Source organism: Pseudomonas sp. BIGb0164 (assembly GCF_024810135.1).
Taxonomy (GTDB): Bacteria; Pseudomonadota; Gammaproteobacteria; order Pseudomonadales; family Pseudomonadaceae; genus Aquipseudomonas.
In genome coordinates, this window is record NZ_JANUEA010000001.1 from 161,562 (window position 1) to 185,424 (window position 23,863).

The 23,863-nt window shown below is 61.4% G+C and carries 16 protein-coding genes; 6 read left to right on the forward strand and 10 right to left on the reverse strand.

Going from position 1 to position 23,863, the window contains the following annotated elements; translation table 11 throughout:
• Positions 1-12: 12 nt before the first annotated feature.
• The 5 genes from M2394_RS00635 to M2394_RS00655 form a co-directional block, all read right to left on the reverse strand.
• On the reverse strand, positions 13-2,574 hold the full coding sequence (locus M2394_RS00635) for a TonB-dependent receptor plug domain-containing protein (RefSeq protein ID WP_259171260.1): 2,562 nt from the start codon (positions 2,572-2,574) through the stop codon (positions 13-15).
• A 141-nt stretch (positions 2,575-2,715) separates the two neighbouring features.
• On the reverse strand, positions 2,716-4,272 hold the full coding sequence (locus M2394_RS00640; protein ID WP_178923044.1) for an ABC transporter substrate-binding protein: 1,557 nt from the start codon (positions 4,270-4,272) through the stop codon (positions 2,716-2,718).
• A 4-nt stretch (positions 4,273-4,276) separates the two neighbouring features.
• Positions 4,277-5,482, reverse strand: a complete 1,206-nt coding sequence (locus M2394_RS00645; RefSeq protein ID WP_259171261.1) for an LLM class flavin-dependent oxidoreductase — start codon at positions 5,480-5,482, stop codon at positions 4,277-4,279.
• Positions 5,483-5,494: 12 nt separating this feature from the next.
• Positions 5,495-6,721, reverse strand: a complete 1,227-nt coding sequence (locus M2394_RS00650) for a lipase family protein (RefSeq protein ID WP_178923040.1) — start codon at positions 6,719-6,721, stop codon at positions 5,495-5,497.
• 14 nt (positions 6,722-6,735) lie between these two features.
• Entirely contained in the window at positions 6,736-7,803 is a 1,068-nt protein-coding gene (locus M2394_RS00655) for an ABC transporter substrate-binding protein (protein ID WP_259171262.1), read from the reverse strand.
• A gap of 390 nt (positions 7,804-8,193) precedes the next feature.
• Between M2394_RS00655 and M2394_RS00660 the strand changes: the two genes are divergently transcribed.
• The 4 genes from M2394_RS00660 to M2394_RS00675 all read left to right on the forward strand — a co-directional run bounded on the left by M2394_RS00660 (position 8,194) and on the right by M2394_RS00675 (position 11,464).
• On the forward strand, positions 8,194-9,270 hold the full coding sequence (locus M2394_RS00660; protein ID WP_178923036.1) for a sigma-54-dependent Fis family transcriptional regulator: 1,077 nt from the start codon (positions 8,194-8,196) through the stop codon (positions 9,268-9,270).
• A 42-nt stretch (positions 9,271-9,312) separates the two neighbouring features.
• A complete protein-coding gene (locus tag M2394_RS00665; protein WP_259171263.1) occupies positions 9,313-9,930 on the forward strand; it encodes an LpxA family transferase in 618 nt (205 codons plus the stop codon).
• A 92-nt stretch (positions 9,931-10,022) separates the two neighbouring features.
• Complete coding sequence (locus M2394_RS00670) at positions 10,023-10,541, forward strand: sigma-70 family RNA polymerase sigma factor (protein ID WP_259171264.1); 519 nt, start codon at positions 10,023-10,025, stop codon at positions 10,539-10,541.
• A complete protein-coding gene (locus M2394_RS00675; RefSeq protein WP_259171265.1) occupies positions 10,538-11,464 on the forward strand; it encodes a FecR domain-containing protein in 927 nt (308 codons plus the stop codon). The genes M2394_RS00670 and M2394_RS00675 overlap by 4 nt, the downstream gene beginning before the upstream one ends.
• Before the next feature lie 84 nt (positions 11,465-11,548).
• Here the strand turns inward: M2394_RS00675 and M2394_RS00680 are convergent, their stop codons facing one another.
• Genes M2394_RS00680 through M2394_RS00690 form a run of 3 tightly spaced genes read right to left on the reverse strand, consistent with a single transcriptional unit; the run spans position 11,549 to position 14,056 of the window.
• On the reverse strand, positions 11,549-12,265 hold the full coding sequence (locus tag M2394_RS00680) for an ABC transporter ATP-binding protein (protein WP_178923028.1): 717 nt from the start codon (positions 12,263-12,265) through the stop codon (positions 11,549-11,551).
• Complete coding sequence (locus M2394_RS00685; RefSeq protein ID WP_259171266.1) at positions 12,262-13,089, reverse strand: ABC transporter permease; 828 nt, start codon at positions 13,087-13,089, stop codon at positions 12,262-12,264. Before M2394_RS00685 ends, M2394_RS00680 begins: the two co-directional genes overlap by 4 nt.
• Before the next feature lie 10 nt (positions 13,090-13,099).
• Positions 13,100-14,056 carry an aliphatic sulfonate ABC transporter substrate-binding protein gene (locus tag M2394_RS00690; RefSeq protein WP_259171267.1) on the reverse strand — a complete coding sequence of 319 codons (957 nt, stop codon included), beginning with the start codon at positions 14,054-14,056 and terminating at the stop codon, positions 13,100-13,102.
• A gap of 332 nt (positions 14,057-14,388) precedes the next feature.
• On the opposite strand from M2394_RS00690, the gene M2394_RS00695 reads away from it, so the two are divergent.
• Positions 14,389-14,604, forward strand: a complete 216-nt coding sequence (locus M2394_RS00695; protein WP_003173733.1) for a molybdopterin-binding protein — start codon at positions 14,389-14,391, stop codon at positions 14,602-14,604.
• Positions 14,605-15,066: 462 nt separating this feature from the next.
• Entirely contained in the window at positions 15,067-19,164 is a 4,098-nt protein-coding gene (locus M2394_RS00700; protein WP_259171268.1) for a hypothetical protein, read from the forward strand.
• Between the two features lie 66 nt (positions 19,165-19,230).
• Here the strand turns inward: M2394_RS00700 and M2394_RS00705 are convergent, their stop codons facing one another.
• On the reverse strand, positions 19,231-22,578 hold the full coding sequence (locus tag M2394_RS00705; RefSeq protein WP_259171269.1) for a hypothetical protein: 3,348 nt from the start codon (positions 22,576-22,578) through the stop codon (positions 19,231-19,233).
• Between the two features lie 87 nt (positions 22,579-22,665).
• Positions 22,666-23,817, reverse strand: coding sequence for a MalY/PatB family protein (locus M2394_RS00710; RefSeq protein ID WP_178923020.1), 1,152 nt, complete (start codon positions 23,815-23,817; stop codon positions 22,666-22,668).
• Positions 23,818-23,863 lie beyond the last annotated feature (46 nt).

Below are 23,863 nucleotides of genomic sequence, written 5' to 3' on the forward strand. Positions count from 1 at the left end.
TCCTGGTGCGGATCAGAATTGATAGTCGACCTGGGCCAGCAAGGTGCGGCCAGGCATGGGTTGCAAAAAGGTGTTGGTGGAACCGGCCAGCCCGCTGACGAAGTTCAGTTCGTTGGTCAGGTTGAGCACGCGCAACGTGGTGCTCCATTGCGGCTGGCGGTAGTACAGGGCGAGGTCGAGGTTGTATTCGTTGGGAATCTTCACGGTCTTGCTCAGGTTCAAGTACCAGCTGCTGGTCCACCAGCCGGACAGCTCGGCGCCAAAGCCGGAATCGAAGCGGTAGTCCACGTAGCCGCTGGCGGTGTATTCGGGAATCTGCACCGCGTCATAGCGCCCGGACGGCCGCTGATTGAGGCTGTTGTTGTCGCCGAACACCGTGCCGTTGTCGGGGATGAATCCCGCCGAAGCGAACCCGGCCTGGGAGGTGAACTCGTTGTAGGCGTTGAGCTTGGACAGGTTCAGGCCGCTGCGCAGGTGATCGTCCGGTTGATAACGCACGGTGGCTTCCACGCCCTTGATCATCAGCCGCGCGATGTTGTTATTGCTGTCGGGCGCCTGATCCCGGGCTTGTTTGAATGCGGCCAGGGTCATGAACAGCTGGTTTGGCACCGCCTCGACCTTCACGCCCACTTCGTGCAGCACGCTCAGGCTCTGGAACGCCAGCGGGTTGAGGCTGTTGGCGCCACTGCCGCTGCCCCAGCCCAGGCCGTTGGAAAAGAACCCGGTGTTCACCGCCAGCGAGCGGTCGAAGGTGTAGTACAGCGTGGTGTTTTCGGTGGGTTTCACATAGGGGCTGACCTGGAAAGCGAAGAGCCTGTAGTTGTCGCTGTCCTGGCGTCGGCTGCCACTGGCCAGGGCGAAGGGGTTGTGGATCTCGGCCTCGATCCAGCTGCGGCTGGCGCCGATGTTCAGGCCGAAATAATCGCCGTACTTGAGGTTGTGCTGGCTGAACAGGGTCTTGGTGGTCCAAGTGCTTTCGGCGGTGTAGGGCGCCACCGATTCCGCATACAGGCCATGCCCGGCCGCATACATCGGTGGCAGGTTGAGCCAGCCGTAATAGTTGGAATACTGCGGCACGCCCGGTTGGCCGATCCACGCGCCGTTGCCCCCGGCCGGGTTGCTGCCGTCGAGGCCGAGCAGGTCGCCCGGGTTTTTGCCGGACGGATTCTGGGTCAGGTCATAGGCGTTGATGGTCGAGCCGAAGCTGTTGTTGGCAGCAATCGACTGGTTGAACTCGCGGCGATAGATCAGGCCGGTGTTGCTCTCGTCGCGCAGGGTCCAGCCGCCCACTTGGGTTTCGTTGCGCGAGCGGAACTCGAAGCGGTTATCAAAAATGGTGTCTTTGGATTGCACCTGGAAGGCACCCACGGCGTCGGTGATGTCCTTGGAGCGCTCGTAGAACGTGCTGTTGGCCAGGGTGATGGTCGGCGACAGATCGGCCTCGATGCGCAGTTGCGTGGTGAAGCGCCGCGAGCTGCTTTCATCCTCTTTGCGTTGCCCGGTCTGTGACGACAACGACTGCTCGCCATTGCCCGCCAGGGTCGGGTCGTACACCCAGCCGCGCAGGCTGCCGGGGTTGGCCTGGGTGTTGGGCGAGGCGGTCTGGAAGCTGCCATCGACCACGCTGTATTGGCCCTGTGCATTGCGCTGGCGCTGCACCCAGCCGAGGGTTGGCGCATCGGCAGCGCCGGAAGCAAGGACCGGCGACCACAGGGTGTTGCCGTTCTGGATGATCGGCGTGGCACTCCCGGCGTAGTACTTGCCGTGATCCACCAGGTCCTGGGTGGCGCGGTTCCAGCCGTGGGTGATGTTGTAGTCGTAGTAGTTGTCGTAGCTGGCGTTCCAGTCCACGCGCACGTTGTCGTTGCGCCAGGCGAGGGCGCCGTAGAACGCGTCGAAGTTGTTGTCGACGTTGTCGTAGAAATCCTGCTGGCGCTGCTTAGTGATGCTCACGCGATACGCCAGGTTATCGGTCAGCGGGCCGGTGTTGTCGATGCTGAATTTGTTGGAACTGCGCGAGGTGCCGTCGGGTACCCACGAGCCCAGTTCGCCGCTGAGCTTGGTCTTGAACTGATTGAAGTCCGGCTTTTTGCTCAGGTAGTTCACATAACCGCCGCTGCCGGACACCGAGCCGTAGGTCACCGAGGACGGCCCGGCGACGATATCGGCACCCTCGTAGGCGTTGAAGTTGGCCGGGTGGCGCACGGCGTAACCGCGCTGGCCGTCCTGGAAGATCTCCGAGCCCTGGGCACGGAACTGCGGGGCAATACCGGCGTTCTGGCCACCGCCCCGGGTGATGCCGGGGGCGTATTTGACCAGGTCATCGGCGCTGTGGATGGAACCGTTGGCCAACTGCTCGGCGTTGATCTGCACCACCGAGCGCGGGGTGTCGAGCACCTTGGCCTCGGTGCCGCCGTACACCGAGGTCGGCGGGCGGGTGGGCAGGGCGTCGTCATCGGACTCGGCGGTGCTGGCTTGCACCGTCACGGTTTGCAGTTGGGTGTCGGCGGCAAAAGCCTGCAGTGGCAGGGTGGCGGCCAGCAGCAGGGGTAAACGCAAGGCGATAGCGTGCATGGCAGAAATGCCCCATTAAAAAGAATTGAAAACGCAGATCCCTTGTAGGAGCCCGGCTTGCCGGCGATGGGGCCCTCGAATCCGGCGCAACGTTCAAGGACGCCATCGCCGGCAAGCCGGGCTCCTACAGAGCGTGGGGGATCAGGCGGTGTCTTTGAGCCAGAGCTTCTCGAAGCGCCAGGTGCTGAACAGCGACGCTTCGGCACTGGCACCGCCGACGCGTGTGGACACGCTGTCGAGCAGGTCGGCGTAGCCCCAGATCAACATGCCGCCGCGCTCGTATTGGATCTGCTGCACCTGATGCACCAGGGCCTTGCGTTTCTCCAGGTCGGGCTGAGCCATGGCGGCGAGGAACAGCTCGCTGAATTGCGGGTCGTTGAAGTGGGTCTTGTTCGACACCGCAAACGGCGCATCGGTATGAATCGCGCTGGCCAAAAACGGCGCACCAATGCTGCCGCCAGTGCTCAGGGTCCAGTCGTTCTTCAGCGGGCCCTGGAAGGTGGCGAGGTCCACTTGCTTGACCTTGAGGGTCACGCCAATGCGCTTGGCCTGCTCGGCCAGCACCAGCGCCGAACTCAAACCCGGCCCCGGCGTGGTGACCAACTCGACTTCGAGGTTTTCCTGGCCGGCTTCCTTGAGCAATTGCGCGGCGCGTTGCGGGTCATGGGGGCGCGGACCCAGGCTGTGGTTGAAGGTGGGGTCGCTGGGCGCATACAGGTCGTTGGCCACGCGGCCCTGGCCGTTGAGGGCACGGCGTACCAGCTCATCGCGGTCGGCCAGCAGGCGAAACGCTTCACGCACCCGTGGGTCGTTGAACGGCGGCTTGTCCAGGTTCATGTCGAAGGACAGCCAATTGCCGGTCACCGACTTGATCACCTGCAGGCGCGGGTCCTTTTGCAGGATCGGCAGTTGCTCGGTGGGCATCACATTGGCCATGTCGATCTGCCCGGCGCGCAAGGCGGCGAGGCGTGCGACCTGGTCCTTGAAGTCGATGATCTCCAGCTCATCGGCGTAGGGCTTGCCGTCCTTGTAGTAGTTCTCGAAGCGGGTGAACAGCGAGCGTTGCCCCGGGGTGAAACTCTTGAGCTTGTAGGGGCCGGCGCCTACGGGGTTGGTCACCGGGTGGTAGTCCACCGGCACGATGCCGCCAAAGTTGACCCAGGTTTCTGCCAGCGGCATGTAGCTGCGCCCCTCGCGAAAGCCCAGGCGCACGGTGCGGTTGTCGAGCTTGACCAGGTTGTCGCGGTCGACCCAGTGCAGCAGCGCGGCATACGGTGACGCCAGTTGCGGGTCGGTGAGGCGGCGAATCGAGAAGATCAGGTCGTCGGCGTCGATGGTCTTGCCGTTGTGGAACTCCAGGCCCGGGCGCAGGCGCAAGGTCCAGGCACTGGCGTCGGCATTCGGCTCGGCGAATTCGGCCAGGGCCAGGCGCGGTTGCATCTGCTCGTCCCATTCCCACAGCTTGCTGTACAGCGCAAAGCCGCGAACGATACCGCTGCCCACCGGCTTGTGCGCATCCAGGTTGCCGCTCTGGTTGCCGTCGAGAATGCCCAGGCGCAGGCGCCCGCCATAGCGCGGCTGGTTGTTGCCGGCGGTGGCGGTGGGCGCGTCACTTGGGCCGCAACCGGCCAGCAGCAGGCCGCCGCCGACGGTTGCGCTGTAGCCGAGAAAGTCTCGGCGGCTCAGCAGTAAGGTCATGGCATCAGGCTCCGCCGTTGGCTGAGTGCAGCTCGCGCAGCGGCTCGGTGCTGCGGCTCAGCTCGGCGCGCTCGCTGCGAAAGTGCGGCAGGATGTGCTCGCCGAGGCGATAGGCTTCTTCGAGGTGCGGGTAGCCGGCGAGGAAAAACAGGTCGATGCCGATGCTGTTGTACTCGCGGATCCGCGCCACCACGTTTTCATAGCTGCCCACCAGCGCACAGCCCGGTGGGATGCCGATGTAGCCGAAACCGGTCCACACGTTGGGATGGATGAAGAAGTCATCAAAACCCTGGGTTTCGTTCTTCTCGGCAAAGCCATGTTCGTAGCTGAGTTTGCGCGCAGTGCGCAGCCCGGCGTGGGCGGCCACTGCCTTGACCGCGCCACGGGCGATGCCTTCGTCGAAGAAGCGCTTGGCTTCGGTAAGCGCCAGCTCTTCGGTCTCGCGGGTGATCACATCAATCGACAGGCCAAAGCGAATGTCGGTGCGCCCCCATTTCAATGCGCGCTGGCGCAGGTCGGCGATCAACGCGGCGATTTCGTCCGGGTGCTCGGCGCGCATCAGGTAGAAGTCGGCGTGCTTGGCGGCAAACTCTCGTGCCGCCACCGAAGAGCCCGCTGTGCAGATCAGCGGCAGTTGCGCCTTCTTCAGCGGCCCGCGCAGGCCACCGCCGTCGGCTTTGTAGAACTTGCCGTCGTAGTGGAAGGTTTCGTTGTGCCAATAACCCTTGACCACGTCCATGAACTCGGTGGCGCGCTCGTAGCGTTCATCGTGATCGCTGTAGTCGCCGACCTGGCGCTGGATCACGTCCGAACCGCCATTGATGATGTTCCACACCAGACGGTTGCCAGTGGCGCGCTGGTAAGTGGCGGCCTGTTGCACCGCCACCCATGGGGTGTAGTGGTAGGGCTGGAAGGCGGTCACGAATTGCAAGGTGCGGGTCTCGCGGGCGAGCAGCGAGCAGACCGTCCAGGGTTCTTCGCCGGTGGGCGCGTTGACCATCAATGCGCCGCCAAATTTATTGATTTCGGCCGCCTTGGCAATCTGGCCCAGGTAGTCGATATAGGTGAAGGGGTCGCCCACGCTGAACCCCGAGACGGCGCCGGTGCTATTGGCGCCGCCGCGATGCCAGTCGCCCCGGTTGCGCGGGTCGCCGGGCAAAAACTGGGTTTCGCCGTGCAAGGGCAGGCGGGTGAAGAATTCGATGCTCATGAAGCCTCCTGCTTACTGGGCGGTCGGGGCGCAGATCGGGGTGATCGGCTGGTCGTTGATGACCTTGTGGGCGAACGGGATCGAATCCCTGAGCGAGGCATTGACCGTGGCGCTGTGGCCCAGGCCTTTGTAGAGATGGCCCTCGACCACCGAGCCGGCGTTGCAGGCGTCCTGCATCAGCTTGGTCTGGGTCGCGGCGGCGGGGGTGGTGTCTTCGGCGCCGGTGCCGATGAAGATCGGCTTGGAGGTTTTCAGGGTGGGGTACGACACCTGCGCGAGCCACGGCGCCAGCTGTTTGCCTTTGTAGTCTTTCTTGGTATTGGCAATGCTCAGGCCGAGGCCTTCCACGTCGCCTTCCAGGGCAAACAGGCAACTGGTGCGGGCCTGTTCGAAGATCGGCAGGGCTTTGTCGGTGTAAAAGTCGGCCGGGTTGATGCTCGGGTCGTACTGCTGGGCGGCGAGCAAGGTGTAGAAGCCGTAGGCCAGGGTCGGGTCGACCTTGTTGCGCACTTCTTCGCTGGGGTTCTTGGCGTAGTCGAGGGTGTAGATCACGCCGGTGCCGACGCTGCCTTTCACGCCCAGGTCGGGTGCATAGGTGGCCGCGTAAGCGGCAGCGGCAAAGGCACCGGCACCACCTTGGGACTGGCCGACGATCAGCACTTTGTCTGCCAGGCCCGGTACGCCGGCGACCACCGCTTTGGCGGCGTCGAGAATGCCGTAGGCGGCCATGCGGCTGTTCAGCAGCGGGTGGCCGCCGGGAACGCCGAGGCCCTGGTAGTCGGTGGCGACAATGGCGAAGCCTTCGGCCAGCCAGCGGTTGAGGTATTCCACATCGCGGTACGAACGGCCTTGCCACGACGGGGCGCACACGTCGGCCACGCCTACGGTGCCGTGGCCCCAGCTCACCACCGGCCAGCCACCTTTGGGCGGCGTGCCCTTGGGCAGGAACAGCGCGCCGGAGACCACGACCGGGGTCTTGTTATCGATGCCGTTGGTGGAGGTGTACAGAATGCGCTGGGCACTGGCGGCGTTGGCCAGGCTGATGGTCTTGTCCAGCGGCTCGCTGCGCAGCAGTTTGCCGGGGGTGGCCGGGATGGCTTTGTCCCAGGTGTAGAACGCTGAGACACGGCCATCGCCCTGCAGCGGGTCGGGTTTTGGCGCGTAGGCGTCGGCGGCGAAGACGCCCATGGACAAGGCCAGGATGCTGAGGCCGAAGGCAAAGGAGTGCGGCAGTTTCATTATCGAATTCCCTATTACGGATGGGTGCTGACCTGGCCACGCAGGGCCGGCCAGTAGTCGGTGAGTTTCAGGTCGATCAGCGCCTGATGGGTAAAGCCGGTGGCCAGTGACGGGCCGATGTCGTAGGTGTCGCGAATCAGGTGGTTGGCCAGGGCATAGGTGGTGAGCGCCTGGTAGTGGGCCTTGAGCTGCGCATCGCTTTTCGGTGCCCAGCGTTCCTTCCAGGCCACCGGGTCGTTTTGATCGTCACGGCGCAGCACGCTTTCGGCGGTGCCGGCGCGGGAAGACAGTTGGTAATAGGCGTCCTGGTTCTGCGGCTGGGAAATCCACCACGCCGCCTTGACCCAGGCGGTGGCGAGCAACTGAGTGATGTCCGGGTGCTGCTTCACGAACGCCTCGGTGCCCCACAGGTCAGAGACCAGGCGCCAGTCGTTGCTGCCTTGCTTGGTCGACCAGATGATCTTGCCCACGCCCTTGTCTTCCAGGGCATAAGCCTCGCTGAGCAGCACGGCGGCATCGACCTTGCCTGCCGACACGGCAGCGGCGCCAACCTGCGGGTTGAGGTTGGCGATCTTGAAGTCGTCGAGGGTCAGGCCTTTGCTCGCCAGGAAGTTGCTGAACGCGAACTCCCACGGCCGGCCACGGTGCAGCGCCAGGCGCTTGCCCTTGAGGTCTTCGATGGTCTTGGCGCTGGAGCCTTCGGGCACCACCAGGTAGATGTTGTTGCCGCTGCCACCGGGCACGATCAACTTGCCCGGCACGCCGCCGGCGCCGGCGATCACAGACGGCAAGTCACCGCGTACGGCGAAGTCCAGGCTGTTGTTGCTGAAGCCTTCGTTGATCTGCGGGCCGGCGCCGGCGTGGGGCAGGGCGATCCATTCGAGCTTCACCCCGCGTTCACGCAGTTGCGCCTCCAGCCAACCGTCCTCGATCACCCGCCCGGCGATGCCGCCGAACACCGGTTTGCCACCTTGGGTGTAGGCGACGATGGCGATTTTTACTGAGGCCGGGTCTGCGTGGACTGCGCTGAATGCCAGCACCCCGAACAGCACCGCGATGCTCTTGCGCCAAACGTTTTTCATGGGTGTTCTCCCTACCTGAATGAGCGATCCCCTCTAGGAGCCGGCTTGCCGGCGATGAGGCTGCAAGGCCTAAGGGCCTCATCGCCGGCAAGCCGGCTCCTACAGGGGGAATCGTGTTGGGAGGGAGAGAGCAGATTGCATGCCAGGCGCTGTCACAACCGCTCTAGCCCGTGTAGGGCAAGGGTTTCAGCGATTCGGACAGGGGGCCGCCCCACCCGTGTTGCTGGTGAGCAAACACGCAAGTGCTGGCTGATTGCTGCTCCAGCAGCAGCGGGGTGTTGGGTTGTTGGTATATTCGATCAGGGAATATATAAATATTAATTTATAATTAAATGGTCTAGAAAAGTTCATGCACTATTGAGCACGCGCTTTTACTGCCAGGAATGCACCATGTCGCTGATCACCCATCCCAATGCCCGTGAATTGACCAAGTCGGTGCGTGCCACCGTGCTGGTCTTCAAGGACCCGCGCTCCCAGGAATTGCTGGCGCGCATTGAGCGCCTGGCCCCCAGCGAAGCCAACACCTTGATCATCGGCGAGACCGGCACCGGCAAGGAGTTGGTGGCGCGGCACATCCACACCCTGAGCCGTCGCGGACGCGAACCGTTTGTGGCGGTCAACTGTGGCGCCTTCGCCGAAACCCTGGTGGAAAGTGAACTGTTCGGCCATGAAAAGGGCGCCTTCACTGGCGCTACCACCCACAAGGCCGGTTGGTTCGAAGCGGCGAATGGCGGCACCTTGTTTCTCGATGAAATCGGCGATTTGCCCCTGAACATGCAGGTCAAGTTACTGCGCGTGTTGCAGGAGCGCGAAGTGGTGCGCTTGGGCTCGCGCACGCCGATTCCGATCAATGTACGGCTGGTGGCCGCGACCAACGTCAACCTGGCCGACGCCGTGGTAGCGGGGCATTTTCGCGAGGACTTGTTCTACCGTTTGCACGTCGCAACCATCCGCCTGCCACCTTTGCGCGAACGCCCAGGGGACATCCTGCCCCTGGCTGAATTCTTCCTGGAGGAACACTGCCAGCGCCTGGGTTACAACCGCGCGAGCCTGAGTATTGAGGCCGAGCGCAAGATGCTCGAACACAGTTGGCCGGGCAATATTCGCGAGCTGGAAAACGCGATCCACCACGCACTGTTGGTGTGCCGTAACCAGTGGGTGCAGCCAGCGGATTTGCACCTGGTGGACATGCGTTCTTCGGGCATTCGCCAGGAGGAGGCCAGTCATGCCCCGCTGGCGTTAAGCGGCCCGGTGGACTTGGAAGGCGCATTGAATGCGTTGTTCGAACAGAACATCCCGGACCTGTACGAGCACATCGAAGAGACGATCTTTCGCGCGGCCTATCGCTACTGCCACGGCAACCAATTGCAGACGGGGCGCCTGCTCAATATCAGCCGCAACATCGTGCGCGCCCGCCTGGAAAAAATCGGCGAGCTGGGCAAGCCGGTATTACTCGACGGCCAGTAATGCTAGGTTTTCGAACTTCTCTCACCACTGGAGGGTTCAACGTTGATCCGACTGAGTGACTTTATTGCCGATTTTTCCACCTCTGCGCTGGCGCCGTGGGCAGACCTTGCGCCCTGGGCGCTGGTCACCCAGGCACCGGTGATCGTTCGCCAACTGCTCGCCGAGTTGCCCGCTGATGACTACCACATCGACGGCGACGTGGCGGTTCACCGCACGGCCATCGTGGAGCCGGGTGCCTTGCTCAAGGGACCGTTGATCATCGGCGCCGAGTGCTTTATCGCCAGTGGCTCGTTGTTGCGTGGCGGCTGCTGGCTGGACGCGCAGTGCATCATCGGCCCTGGCGCCGAACTGAAAACCTCCTTTGTCTTCCGTGGCAGCAAGCTGGCGCATTTCAACTTTGTCGGCGATTCGGTGCTGGGCCATGGCATCAACCTGGAAGCCGGGAGCATCGTTGCCAACTACCGCAATGAGCGCGCAGACAAGGAAGTGCTGGTGCGCGTCGACGGGCACTTGCAGCGTACCGGTTGCGACAAGTTTGGCGCGTTGCTCGGTGATCAATGCCGCATCGGCGCCAATGCGGTGTTGGCGCCCGGTGCCGTGCTGGCGCCTGAACGTGTGGTGGGACGCGGGCAAGTGTTCGATGCAGAGGTGTCTGCCTAAACGCAATGTTGAAAAGGGCATGGTGTGCCGGCGCGTTATTAAATAGAATGAATCTCATTTGAGACTCACTCGCGCCGCGCAGGTCTGTTGCCATGAATGATGCTGTTGCCTCGACCCACGCTCCGGAACATACGCTGTCGAGCCTGTACCGCGACCATCGCAGCTGGCTGGAAAGCTGGTTGCGACGCCGCCTGGGCAACGCCTGGGATGCGGCGGACCTGAGCCAAGATACGTTCCTGCGGGTGCTGGCCAGTGCTCAACCGGTCGCGCAGATGCAGGAGCCCCGGGCGTACCTGGTGACAGTCGGCAAGCGTTTGCTGGTGAATTTTCATCAACGGCGCAGTCTCGAACAGGCTTACCTGAACGCCCTGGCGAGCCTTCCTGATGCCTGCGTGCCGTCGCCGGAACAACGCTGGCTGGTGCTGGAAACACTGCAAGCTCTGGACGAATTGCTCGACGGCTTGCCGAGCCTGGTGCGCCGTGCGTTCCTGTGGAGCCAACTGGAAGGCCTGGGCTATCGCGAGATTGCCGAGCGGCTGGAGGTGTCCGAACGCACGGTAAAACGCTACATGGCCCAGGCCTACGAGCATTGTTTGCTGGTGGACCTGTGAGCCGCGACGTCGCCCGCGCCGCTGCGCAATGGCTGGCACTGCTGGAATCCGGCGCAGCCACCGAAGGCGATCACGCCAACTTGCAGCAATGGCGCGACAGCCACCCCCAGCACGAACAGACCTGGCAGAAAGCCCAGTCCTTGCGCCAGCGTTTCAACGACTTGCCCCCGGCGCTGGCGATGGCCAGCCTCGACCGCCCGCAACCTGGGCGTCGCGCCGTGCTCAAGCGTGCGCTGGGCCTGGCGGCACTGGTGCCGACAGCCTGGTTGATCAGCCGCCAATTGCCCATCGAGACCTGGCGTGCCGACCTGCATACCGCCATCGGCGAGCGCAAGCGCCTGCCATTGGCGGATGGGGCCAGCTTGCAGCTCAATACCGCGACGGCGGTGGATGTGGATTTGGCGCAGCGCCGTATCACCCTGGTGGACGGTGAACTGGCGCTGACCGTGCCGGGCCCAACAGCGATGACGCTGCGCACGCGCTACGGCGAGTTGGAGGTGAGGGAGGCCGACATTTGCGTGCGGCAACTGGCTGCGGGTTGCCGGGTGTCAGTGCTCAAGGGTTCCGTGCAGGTGCGCGACTTGAATGGGCAAATGGCAACGTTGCAGGCGGGGCAGCAGGCGTCGCTGAATGCCGGCGGACTGGGCGCGTGGGCACCGTTTGACCTGTCGCAACTGGGCTGGCGTGACGGTGTGCTGACGGCGCAGAACCAGACGCTGGGTGACTTCCTGCGCGAGTTGGAGCGTTATCGCCCGGGCGTGTTGCGCTGGGACCCAAGCCTGGAAACGCTGCGGGTGACGGGCAGCTTTCGCCTGGATGACACGGATCGCATTCTCACTTTATTGGCCTCTACCCTCGGCCTGGAAGTGCACGCACGTACCCGCTACTGGGTCACCCTGACCCCCCGCAAATCCCTGGCCTGATACAACCTCGTAGGAGCCCGGTTTGCCGGCGATGGTGTCCTCAAGGGCCCCATCGCCGGCAAGCCGGGCTCCTACAGGGGTGGGTCAGATGACGTGGGCACGTTGCAGCTCGGTCAGGGACAATGCCTTGAGCTGGGCCAGCAACGGGTCGCGCCGATCCCTCGGATGTGGCAGGTCCACCGCCAGTTCCTGACGAATGCTGCTCGGTCGGTTGTCCATCACCAGCACCCGATCACTCAAATACAGCGCCTCATCCACATCATGGGTCACCAGCAACAACGCGATGGCATGGTGCGCCGCCAGTTGCAGCAGCAAGTCCTGCAGCTTCATGCGGGTAAACGCATCCACCGCACTGAACGGCTCATCCAGCAGTAACACCTGCGGGCGTGAATACAGGCCGCGCGCAATGGCTACCCGTTGCGCCATGCCACCGGACAACGCCTTGGGCAGCGCCTGGGCGAAGCCCGTGAGGCCGACTTCCTCGATCAGTTGGGTGACCCAGGCTTTGTCGTAACGGTCGTCGTCGCTGAAGCCGATGTTCTGTTCCACCGTGAGCCAAGGCATCAGCCGGGGTTCCTGGAACACAAACGCGACCTCGCCCTCGGGGCTGTGCAGTTCTCCCTGATAGTCCTGCTCCAACCCGGCCACGATCCGCAACAGTGTGCTTTTTCCGCAGCCACTGGGGCCTAGCAGGCTGACGGCCTCACGCGGTTGCAAGGCCAGGCGCACATCCTTGAGCACGGTGGTGGTGGCGAAGCTTTTGCGTTGAACATGGATCTGCAACAACGGTTGGCTGCTCATTGCTCTGCTCCTTGGCCATTGAAGGTGTCGCGCCAGGCCAGGCAGCGTTTTTCCAGCGCTGCCAGCAGGCCGTCGGTGATCTTGCCGAGTACCGCCAACACGATGATGGCTGCCAGGACGATGTCTGGCCGTGAGGTTTCCCGCCCGTCACTGAGCAAATACCCAAGGCCCTTGGTGGCCGCGATCAACTCGGCGGCCACCAGGAACATCCACGCCAGGCTCAAGCCGCTGCGCAACCCGGTAAACAGGCCGGGCAGGGCGGCCGGCAGCAGGATCCGCCGTACCAGCCGGCGTCTGCTGAAACCGTACATCTGCCCGACCTCCACCAGCTTGCGATCAATGTCGCGGATCGCCGCCACGCCGTTGAGGTACACCGGGAAAAACGCGCCAATCGCGATCAGCACGATCTTCGAGGTTTCATCGATCCCCAGCCACAGCAGCAACAACGGCACCCAGGCCAGGCTCGGGATCGAGCGCAGCCCGGCGAAGGTCGGTTCCAGGTAGGCTTCGGCCTCGCGACTCAGGCCGACCCAGGCGGCAAACACCAGGGCCAACCCTGCGCCGATGACAAAGCCCAGCAACACCCGTAACAGACTGGCGCTGATGTGTTTCCACAACGCACCTTCGGCGAGGTCAGTGAGTGTCGTGGCGACCTCACTGGGCGCCGGCATCTGGTACGACGGCAGCCAACCCACACGCACCACCACCTCCAGCACCAGCAGGATCAATGCCGGCAACACGAGGCCCTTGAGGCGGCGCGGCCACGCACTGCGGTTAATCACCACCGACGCGGCAAGCGGCAGTGCTTGGGTTTTGCCTGTCATCACGCGCTCCTTAATGGCCGAACGAGGTGTCGATCAACTGGTCGATCACCTGGTCCACATTCACGCCTTTGCGCACCAATTCTTCGGACACCAGGATCGGCGCGGCGGCCTTGGACGCCACCACATCCTTGCTGCTCAGGAAGGGCGTGCTCAGGTCGGTACGCGACAACTGCAGTTTGGCCACTTCCAGCGGCAGGCCGGACTCGTCGGCGAGCAGTTTGGCGAACTCATCCGGGTGCTTCACCGCCCAGTCGCGGGCTTTTTCGTAGGCACCGAGCACTTTGGTGATGGTCTGCGGGTGCTCCTTGGCGTACTTCTCGGTGACGCTGACCACGCCGTAGCTGTTGAAGTCCTTGTTGCGGTACAGCAGGCGCGAACCGGCCTGGATTTCGCTGGCGGCCATGTGCGGATCGAGGCCGGCCCAGGCGTCCACGTCACCTTTCTCCAGCGCGGTACGGCCGTCCGGGTGTTGCAGGTGCACCAGTTCCACGTCGTCCTTTTTCAGCCCGGCTTTTTGCAGGCTGCGCAGGGTGAACAGGTACGGATCGGTGCCCTTGGTGGCGGCGATTTTCTTGCCCTTGAGGTCGTTGACGCTTTTGAGTGGCGAGTCCTTGCGTACCACCAGCGCGGTCCATTCGGCGCGGCTGTAGACGTACACCGATTTGATCGGGCTGCCATTGGCGCGGCTCAACACCGCCGACAGGCTGGCCGACGAGGCGAAGTCCACGCCACCGCTGTTGAGGTACTCCAGCGAGCGGTTGCTGCCCTGGCTCAGTACCCAGCCGACTTTGGTCTGCGGCAGCGCCTGCTCCAGCCAGCCGAAATGCTTGAGCACCAGGCTCACGGGCGAGTAGTAGGCGTAATCCAGATTGACTTGGGCCGGGTCGGTTTCTGCGGCAAATGCCTGGGGTTGAAGGCACAGGGCGAGGGCGCACGCGCCGAGTAAACGTGTGGTGAAGAGGGTCATGGAACAGCTCCGGGTTACATAAGCGAACAAGGCGTTGAGAGAAGGCTTTTCTTATATTCAGAAAACTGAAACGGCATGTTCCATCATGCCTTATAGGAATATGCAGTCTCTGTGCCAGCTCGCGCGGAGGCGCATTTGCGGGGTTTTACGCTGAACGTACTGTGATGGAACAGGGCAGAGTGTTGATCCACTGTTGATAGGCGAACAGTGCTTATATATCCATTAAGAATAAATAAAGAGTTATATATTCCTTTTAATGTCTTCAGCGTTGGCGCATTTTGAGGGCCTGCGCATTCGTGCGGATTGACCCAACAGCCAAAAGGAAAGCCGACATGACCATCAAAGCGATCAATGTGCGCAACCAGTTCAAGGGCGTGATCAAGGAAATCCTGCTGGGGGAGGTGGTGTCTGAGATCGACGTGCAGACCGCGTCCGGGATCGTGACCTCGGTGATCACCACCCGCTCGGTGCGTGACCTGGAATTGAAGGTGGGCAGTGAGGTGATTGCCTTTGTGAAGTCCACTGAAGTGTCCATCGCCAAGTTGTAGGTATCTGAACAGGGAGCCGGCCAGCCGGTTTCCCGCTGTTCTTTTCCAAAGTTATTACCTTCTGCATCATGCTCACAAGCGCAATGCTTGATAATAAATTAACTGGGAACTTATTGGGCGCGTTGTAAATAGCATTGTTCAGATAATCCTTACATTGACGCCCTTTGCCATTTTGTATGTTTAGGCCAGGGATTCATGTTGCAGGGAGGGCAAGGTTATATATCTTTAGTTTGGACACTTATGCACCTAAACCCCTCGGCAACCGGCTCGCGTCATATTCCCATTTTTCCCCCCAATGAACACGCGGGTGACGCCACCCATAAGCGTACGCGCAGGCAACTTCCTAATACTGCCGACCTGCCGGCTACTCCGCCCCCTGTTTTTATACCGGATCACGACGTGCCTGCGAATTTTATCAGCAAGGTCAGCCAGGCTAAGTCGGGGCTCAACTATGAGTCGTTCATGAACGGTTACAACAACCCTTTTGCTGTCGTGTTGCCGGGTTATTTCAAGGACATGAGCAATATTCAGCTTATGCGGCTGAGCCTGGCCCCGTCGTTCACTCCGGAGCAGATGGGTGCTTTGAAGTTTATGATTGAAAAGCGACTGGGTAACGAAAGACTTGAAGATGTCAATCTGTTTACGAAAATAATGACGGGTGAGGGTGTAAAAGTAACGCCGATGTCCCAGGGATTCTATCTGCGGGTCATCAACCAGTTGTCCCCAGGGCAATGTGCAGGGATATCTCACTTAATGTCGCTGGCGATAGCCGAGGGAAAAGAGCATATCTTTCTGGGTAACATCTATCAGGCGCTTGCGGATCCGGATGCGCCTGAGTCCCTGGCGTTTTTCAAGAAACTGGCTCAAGTACACGCGGTCGTTACAGATCCCGATGTTGCGCATGATTCGAAGACCACGAAGTTTGTGCCTCCTGCCGCCATCGCCTCGGAACTGATCAACTCGCCCACCACCAAGACACTCTTGATCAGCACTGGCGGTCACCGTGTGACAGCAGGTGTCATTGTCAATCCCCAAGGACAGCACGCCTACTACTTCTTCGATCCGAACTTTGGTTTTACTATGTTCTCTTCCAAAGAAAGCTTTAAAAAAGGACTGAAAAAGATATTTGAACACCCCGCGCTGAAGGGTTCTTTGGAGACAGAATTTCAGAGTGGCGGAAAACCTCTGTACAAAATAAGTGTATTTAATCCTGATCACCTGCCAGCCCTTTCTGGCGCGTCAAACGATATAAGATTTATGTACAACGCTCCTCTCAGTGGGCTGGATACTCTCAATATTATCAATGTTTCACATGTTCCAACGGCGGAAAATCTGACGTTTCAGGGAGCAGGGCCATCTTCTGCCGAGATGACCGACTACAACAGAGTTTCGTATGAGTTGAAACACGTGCATAGCTCCAAGGGGATGTCGCAGTTTCATAAAGCGATAGAGGCGGTGGCCGCTGTAAGGCGTTTTATGCGCCATCATCCAGGCAGCGCGCTTTCGCCTCGTATGATCGAACTGGAGCAGAAGTTGATCGCTGCAATCAATGAGGCGCGCGGGCCGGCTGACTACCCCTATGCCTTTGAGCGTATGGAACAAAAGCGGGCTCATCTGGTTATCGATAAACTGGGGAAATACAAGAAATCTGAGAGCGCTGTTATTCAGGGCATCGAGTTCAATATGGCTCGCGATCTCAGTATGGGGCCTGACCAGTCACAGCACGTGACCGACGCAATAACAGCCGCGTTGCTCAAGCTTCAGCAAAGTGATCCAGGTGTGGTGAAGTCACTGGGTTCGACCATCAATGTCATCATTGCCAAACCCGGTAGTCGACCGCAAACGCAGTTGTTTATGAAGCGTCCTCCTGTTTTGATTGTCGGTGATGATTTCTTCAACCCTCCTGCGGCCAAAGGCGGCACTGTCGCGGATCAAGTGGGTCGCCAGGCTCAACGCAACGGCGACGCTCCAATCACCGCAAAACAAGCGGCGTTGCTGCTCGGAAAACTCGGCATGCTGGGTCATTACAACGGTGATTCCGGCGGGTTTCTGAAGTTGGTGGATGGCGCGCCGGTCAGTTCGCACGCCAATCCACGCCAAGTGGTAGAGGGCGCCTATACCGCGCGTCTCTATGGGGTGCGTTTGCACAGCAATACCCGAAACGCGGTCGAAAACTTGTTGTTGCCAAGCACGGATAAGTCAGCGCCGGCCGCACCCCAAGGACGCAATACATTCTCCAGAGAGGGCGACGCTGAACTCAAGCGCCTGCAAGCCCAGGACGCCAGCCAACCGCCAATCCGCGTTGGCGAGATGGACGTCAGTCGCGCCGAGCTTTACCAAATGGGGGTACAGGTTGGCGGCAAGCCGGTAGTAGGTGCAATGGTCCCTGATTCGCAGGGACATACAACCGGTAAGGTGCAGATCGACTACACCCGCCTCCTGGCGTACCTGCAATCGGCGCCGCCTGAAGACGCTGAACGCATGGCAAACATTGTCAGCGAACTGGCGGCCAATCGCAGTCCCACTGACGCCCCTTTGATGACTCGCAGCGATGGCGGGCTCGTTCCTGACACGCTTCAGAAGTTTGTCGCTGAAACATCACAGCGATCCGCGGCAGTACGTGATCTGGTGCGTAGCGGGAAACCAATGCCCGCCGATTTTTTTTCCCCGCCAGCGACTGGCAAGCCCGGGGCAAAAACGAATGCCGCCGGGCTTGGATTTCGGGCTTTCAGCACGTATCAAGGGTTGCGCAGTTCTATCGAGAGCCTTCAGAAAGGCGATACAACAGGGGGTGCAATCGGCCTTGGGGCGGTGGCATCCGATTATGTCGGGATGGGGGTCGAAGCTGGCCTGAACAAGGTGGCGCAACATACCGCCAGCAAGATGGGGCCTTCGGTACTTGGCTTCAAAGCGTCCAGCGTCGGCAAGATGATAGGAAAGGTCGGGGGTGGGGCCGGCCTGGTCATCAGTGTTCCCTTTGACATCTACCAGGCCGTCAAATCCTTTAAAGATGCAGGTGAAAGCACCGGGAAACAGGCTCAAGACCATTACGTCAACGGTGCATTTTCGATTGCCAGCGCGACGACATCGATCGTCCTGGGCACTGCGTTTCTGGCGGGCGCCAGTGCTGCAGGGCCGGCGGGGCTGATTGTGGCGGGGGTCTTGATGACTGCGCAGATGATTTATACGGCTGTGCGTACCGTAGAAGACATTGAGAAATACACACCGCTGACGGGAGGGCAGAAATTCGTCACCGGCGTTAAATCATTCCTGGGTTTTGAGCCAGGATTCGATGTGATGAAACCCTACCTGGAAAAGAAATACAGCACCGAATACGAGCAGCAGAACAGGGCCCGCTACCAAGCGTTTCTGGACGGCCCGGGCAAAGAACAGTTTGAGCGGGTGGTGATCGGCTCAACAGATGTCGAGGCCAAGCAGGTGCCGGGTACGGTCCCGCTGACGCCGGCGCTCTGGTATTCGCCCATTACCTGGTTGCTGCACCAGATCAGTGTGCCGGGCCAAGTCACTAAGGTTGAAGCCGCGGGCGGGAATGACCATATTTCAGGTACGTTCAACTCATGGAACGGCAAGTCTGTCATTGCCGTAGAGGGTGTGCCCGGAGAGCATAAGACCACGCTGTGGGATCTGGGTGGTGGCGATGATTGGGTGACGGGTATCAAGTCCAAGCCCAATTACTTTTTGATGGGCGGCGGCAAAAAGGCCATTAACGGCGGGGACGCCGACGATACGGTGGTGTTTAACGCCGATGCCCGTCAGACGTTGTCGCAGGCCGAGCAAGTGGGTTCGACGACCGCCAAGGACGGCACCAGCCCAAGGCAAACATCACTCGATGGTCACGGTGGTCGTAATACCTTGGCATTTTCCGGTGCATTAACAACGTCGTACAAGGAAGACGGGCAGGATAAAACCGCTCGATACGCAGGCCACGTGATTAACTTCAAGACGAATACGATCTCGGTCAAAACCGAGGATTCGAATACGGAGGGGGTGAAGAAAATCGCGCATTTTCAATCGTTTTCCAGCGTGAGTACGGTGGAGGGCGGGGAAAGCTTTATCCAGGGCAATGATGAGAACAACCTGTTCACCCTCAACGGTGAAAAGGATGTGGTGTTCACCGGCAAAGGCGCGAACGTTGTGCGTGTGCAGGGCGGTGCCCACATTACGGGAGAAGGCGGGCACAACACCTACATCGTGAACAAAGGGTACAGGAAGGTGGTGATCGACGACCCCGCCAGCAGTGTCGTCAAACTCGACTACAGCGCGGCACAGATCTCCGGATGGCGTGTGTCGAGTACGGGTGATTTGTCGGTTGATGTGAGTGACGGCACGCCGGGGAACAGCCGAACGCTGCTTTTTACGAGGGCGTTCTCCAGTGATGCAAAGGACAATAAGGCCCGACCTGTGTTCATCACCAACGACGGGGTGATGATGGTGATCAACGCACCGCGTCGAGACGGCTCCGCGGACCGAACGCTGCAGGTGAACAGCCTTACAATCCAGGCTGATACGTCTAAGCCTGAGTCGCTGCCAGCGGCCTGATAGCTCCATCAGCTGGCTGGCCACCTCGCCAAGGTGCCAGCCAGTCAATGGCCATGTGCAGGCCGGTCAGATGATTTTTGCGCCGCTGCCCCCCGGTGGGTGAGGTTGCGGTTTCTCCGGCGGAGCGTCCGACGGCAGTTGCTTGGGCGGCGTGTTCGGGTCTTCGTAGTGCTTGTGCAAGCCCCCGTCCAACCGGTTGCTCGACGAGCCACCTTTTTGCGGCGTTTCGTCGAAGTGTTCCCATTCCGATTGCTGGAAGCGAAAGATACTGTCGTCGGTCGGCGCGTCGCGGCCGCCGTAGTGGTGGATTTCGTAGTGGGCGTACTCGACCTTATCGGCCCAGTTGTCCTGCAGCAGGCCGTCGCCGGCCAGGTCGCGGTACCAGTCGTTTTCTTTCTCGGTGGCCTTCTGCTTTTTGTTGTGATCGACAAAGTAGCCGATGATCCCACCCACCACCGCCAGTACCACACCCACCAGGAACAACGGCCCGGTCAGCGCCGCCGCCGTGCCTGCGCCAAACAGTGCGGCGGCACCCAGTACCCCGGCCGAGGCGCCGAATGCACCGCCCGCCACTTGCAGGCCGCCGGCCGCCTGGGCCAATGGGTCTTTGCTGTCGACACCGCTTTTGATCGCCAGGGCGCCCAACACGATATCGGCAAACCCCCCGGCGATGTCCGTGGCCGGGCCGAGTACCTTGATCACCGAACCGGCAATCTTGGCTGACTTGGACGCGCCCAGCTTGGCCGCGCCCGCGGCGGCCAGGCCGTCATCCAGGTGGGTGGCCAGGCCTTCGGTGGCTTCGGTGACGGCCTTGTCGCTTTCGCCGAACAGCTTGGAGATGCCGTCGTACTGGCTGTCGGGCACGGCGTCCAGGGCGGTGGCGATCTTGTTCTTGACCTCGGTGGGCAGTTCGCTGGTGCGGAATTCGAAGTTCGGCTCCTGCAGGCCGTTCTTGCCCCAGATTTCCGGCAGGGTCTTGTCCAGCCCGAGGAAGTCCACCAGGCCGCCTTTGCCCAGGGTTTCGCCGATCTTGTCGCCCAGGCGCACAAAGTGGCTGGAGCCGCCGGCAAAGCTGAGGAAGTCCTTGGCGATGGTCATGCGCTGGGCCGGGGTCTCACCCAGCTTGCCGCCTTTGCCCACCAGTTGGTAAATCGCCGAGAACATCGTCACACCGGCGCCGAGGGAGCCGAGGATGCCCTTGCTGTTGAGGGTGTGGAACACCTCGCCGAGCATGCCGCGATCGGCCACCGGGATATAGGGTTTGCTCAGGGCGGTCTTGAGGTCGGCTTCGCTGATCGCACCGTTGTTCTTGTACACCTCGCCGAGTTCTTCCAGGGCCTTGGTGACGGCGGCGGATTTCTCCTTGCCTTGCAGGCCTTCGTTGAGGAATTTCTCCAGGGTTTCCTGGGAGCGGCGCGGCAGGTCGAGCAGGGTGCCCTTGAGCACGCCCTTGAGCAGGCCGAACAGGTCCTTGGTCGCCAGTTCCTTGTTCTCGTCGGAGATCTTGCTCGGGTCCGAGAGGATCGCGTTGAGGTCGGTGGTCAAGCCGTCGGCCTGGATGTTCTGTGCGGCCTTGCTCGCGGCTTCGGGGTCGAACAGCGACAGCGAGGTGAGGGTGTCGCTGAGGTCCTTTTGCGCCTCGGAGGTCTTGCCCTGGTCTTGCAGGTCCTTGAGGTACAGCACGTAGTCCGGGTTGGCGGTGAGGTCCAGCAGCTTCTGCTTGATCTCGTCCTTGTTCGGCAGCTTGTTGATGGCGTCGTCCATCTTTGCCTTGTAGTCGGCCTGCACCGTCGGGTCTTTGAACAGCTCGCCGATCTGTTGCTGCACTGCCTTGCCATCGATGATGTCGTGCATGTCGGCCGAGGTCAGCTCGGTCTGCTTGTCATCGAACTCGCGCCACGTGGTGTTGAACGGGCGCCGCGCTTCTTCATAGCCGGTGATGCCATGGCCGTTCTGGTAGGCGGCCTGGGCTTCCAGGGCGCGGACCAGCTTGGCCCGTGGGTCGTCCTTGGGAATCGAGCCGTCCTTGACGCCGGCGCGGTAGGTGTCGATCAACTGGGTGGTGGCCAGTTCGCTGACGCTGAGGGTTGGCGACTTGTCGTCCTTTTCATCGGCGTGCACGCCGGTGTCCATGTTCAGCACATCGAGGTCGCCGGCCTTGGGCAGGTTGTGCTTGCTGCGGGTGTCGTCCACCGCGCCGGCGCTGAAGGCGTCCCACTTGGCCTTGACGTCGTCGTAGAGCTGCGGGCTGAGTTCCTTGGACACGATGACCTTGCCTTCGCTGGTTTCATAGCGGATCAGGCCGTCACCCAGCTCATCCGGTGAGCCGAAGGTGATGTCGGTGTTTTTCAGGAAGTCATTCGGCCCGGCCAGCTTGTAGCCGGCGTCTTCGCTGGTGTGGATCTTGTCCCAGGTGTCATGGGCAGTCGCGACGCTCTTGAACAGCTCGGGGCTGACGTCGGACGACACCACCACCTTGGTACCGTCGTGCAGTTCGTAGGTGAGGATGCTGTCTTTCTGGTCGTTGTTCCAGCTGAAGGTCTTGTAGTCGTTCAGCCCTGGAACCGGGGTGTTGGCATCGGCGAGCACCGCGCCGTTGTTGAGTTCGCCTTCGACCACGGCTTTTTTGTCCGGGTGGGTGTAGACCTCGTGCAGGCCTGCCAGGTAGTCGAACAGCTTGGGGTTGTCGTCGCGAGCCACGACCATTTTCTGGCCGTTGCTTTCAAAGCGGATCAGGCCCGGGCCCACTTCGTCTTCGGGGCCAACGGTGGTGCCGGCGTAGGGCGGCCACACTTCGTTGTCGCTGGCGCGCTTGTAGCCGGCATCTTCGCTGCTGGAGAGGCCCATGAAACTTTCGTAGTCGTTCTTGGCTTTCTGGAACGCTTCGGGGTTGTCGCGCTGGCTGACGACGAACTTGCTGCCGTCCTGGGTCTCGTAGCGGATCACGCCCGGGCCGGTTTCATCCGGTGGGCCGAGGGATTTGTAGTCGGCGAGTTTTTCCGGGGCCGTGGCATCGCCGCCCAGGCTTTGATAGCCGGCATTCTGGCTGGCGACCACGCCGGAGAGCGCCTTGAAGTCTTCGCTGACCTGCTTGAACAGTTCCGGGCTGTCGTGCTCGCTGACGATGACTTTCTTGCCGTCCTGGGTTTCATAGCGGATCAGCCCGGGCCCGACTTCGTCGGGTGGGCCGATGGCCTTGTAGTCGGCGAGGGCCGGCGGTGGCGTGGCGTCCTTGGCGGCCAGCTCATAGCCTTGCTGCTTGCTGGCATCGAGCCCCGACGGCGTCTTGTCCTGGGCCTCGACCTTCTTGTTGGCGCTGTTCTTGAGCAGCACATGGAACGCCGCGCCGGATTTGGGCGGCGTGCGGGGAAGGGCTTTGGGGTCGGACGCGCGATCGAGGGGCTGTGTCGTCATGCCATGGAACTCCTACTGTTACCGGTGGGACGTAGCGGTAAAAACAGTAACAGCAGGGGTTGGGCACTCGTTGCGAAAAGTTGTGAATTAGGCCTGGCGGTGGCGCAGGGCCTGCTCCATGCGTTTAAGGCCTTCTTCGAGCATCGCCCGTGGGCAGCCGAAGTTCAGGCGCACGAATTGTTGGCTGTCATCACCAAACTCGATACCGGCGCTCAAGCCGACTTTGCCTTGTTCGAGGAAGAACTGCTGCGGGTCGTCCAGGCCCAGGGCGCTGCAATCGAGCCAGGCGAGGTAAGTACCTTGTGGCGCGTGCATCACCACGCCTGGCAAACGGGTCTGCACGGCGTTCAACAGGTAATCACGGTTGGCTTGCAGGTACTGCACCAGCGCGTCCAGCCATTCGCCGCACTGGCTGTAGGCGGCGCGGGTGGCTTCCAGGCCCAGGGGGCTGACGCTGTCGACCATGCCACAGCGTGCGTTGTTGAAGCGCTCGCGAATTTCAGCGTTCTGCACCACGGCAAAGCAGGTCTTCAGGCCGGCCACGTTGTAGGCCTTGCTCGCCGACATCAGGGTAATGGTGCGCTGGGCGATCTCTGGGCTGAGGCTGGCGGTAGGAATGTGGCGACGGCCGTCGAAGCACAGCTCGGCGTGGATTTCGTCACTGATGATCAGTGCGCCGTTTTCCAGGCACGCATCGGCCACGGCTTGCAGCTCTTCGCGGGGGAAAACCTTGCCCATGGGGTTGTGCGGGTTGCTCAGCAGCAGCGCGCCGGCGCCCTTGAGTGCTTCGCGCATTGCGGGCAGCGGGGTGTGGTATTCGCCGTCGATCAACTCGAACGGCACTTCGATGCGCGGCAGGTTCCAGTGACCGGGCGCCAGGCGGATCGGACGGTAGTTGGGGGTTTGCAGCACCACGGGCTGGCCCGGTTGCACAAAGGCATGCAGGGCCATGTTGAAACCGGGCTCCACCCCGGGCAGGAACAACAGCTCCTCGGGCAACACGCGCCAGGCGTACTTGGCCCACAGGTCCGCGACGATGGCGTCGCGCACATCCGGGCCGGCCACGCTGTAGCCCAGCACTTGCTGGTCGAGGCGCGCGTGCAGTGCCTGCAGAATGGCGGGTGGCGCGGCGATGTCCATGTCGGCGATCCACATCGGCAAAACGTCTTGCGGGTAACGGTTCCACTTGGTACTGCCGGTGCCGAGGCGAGGGTGGATCGTGTCGAAATCAAAGCTCATGGAGGGGCTCGTGTCAGGGAGGCGGGCAAAGAATGGCGCCGATTCT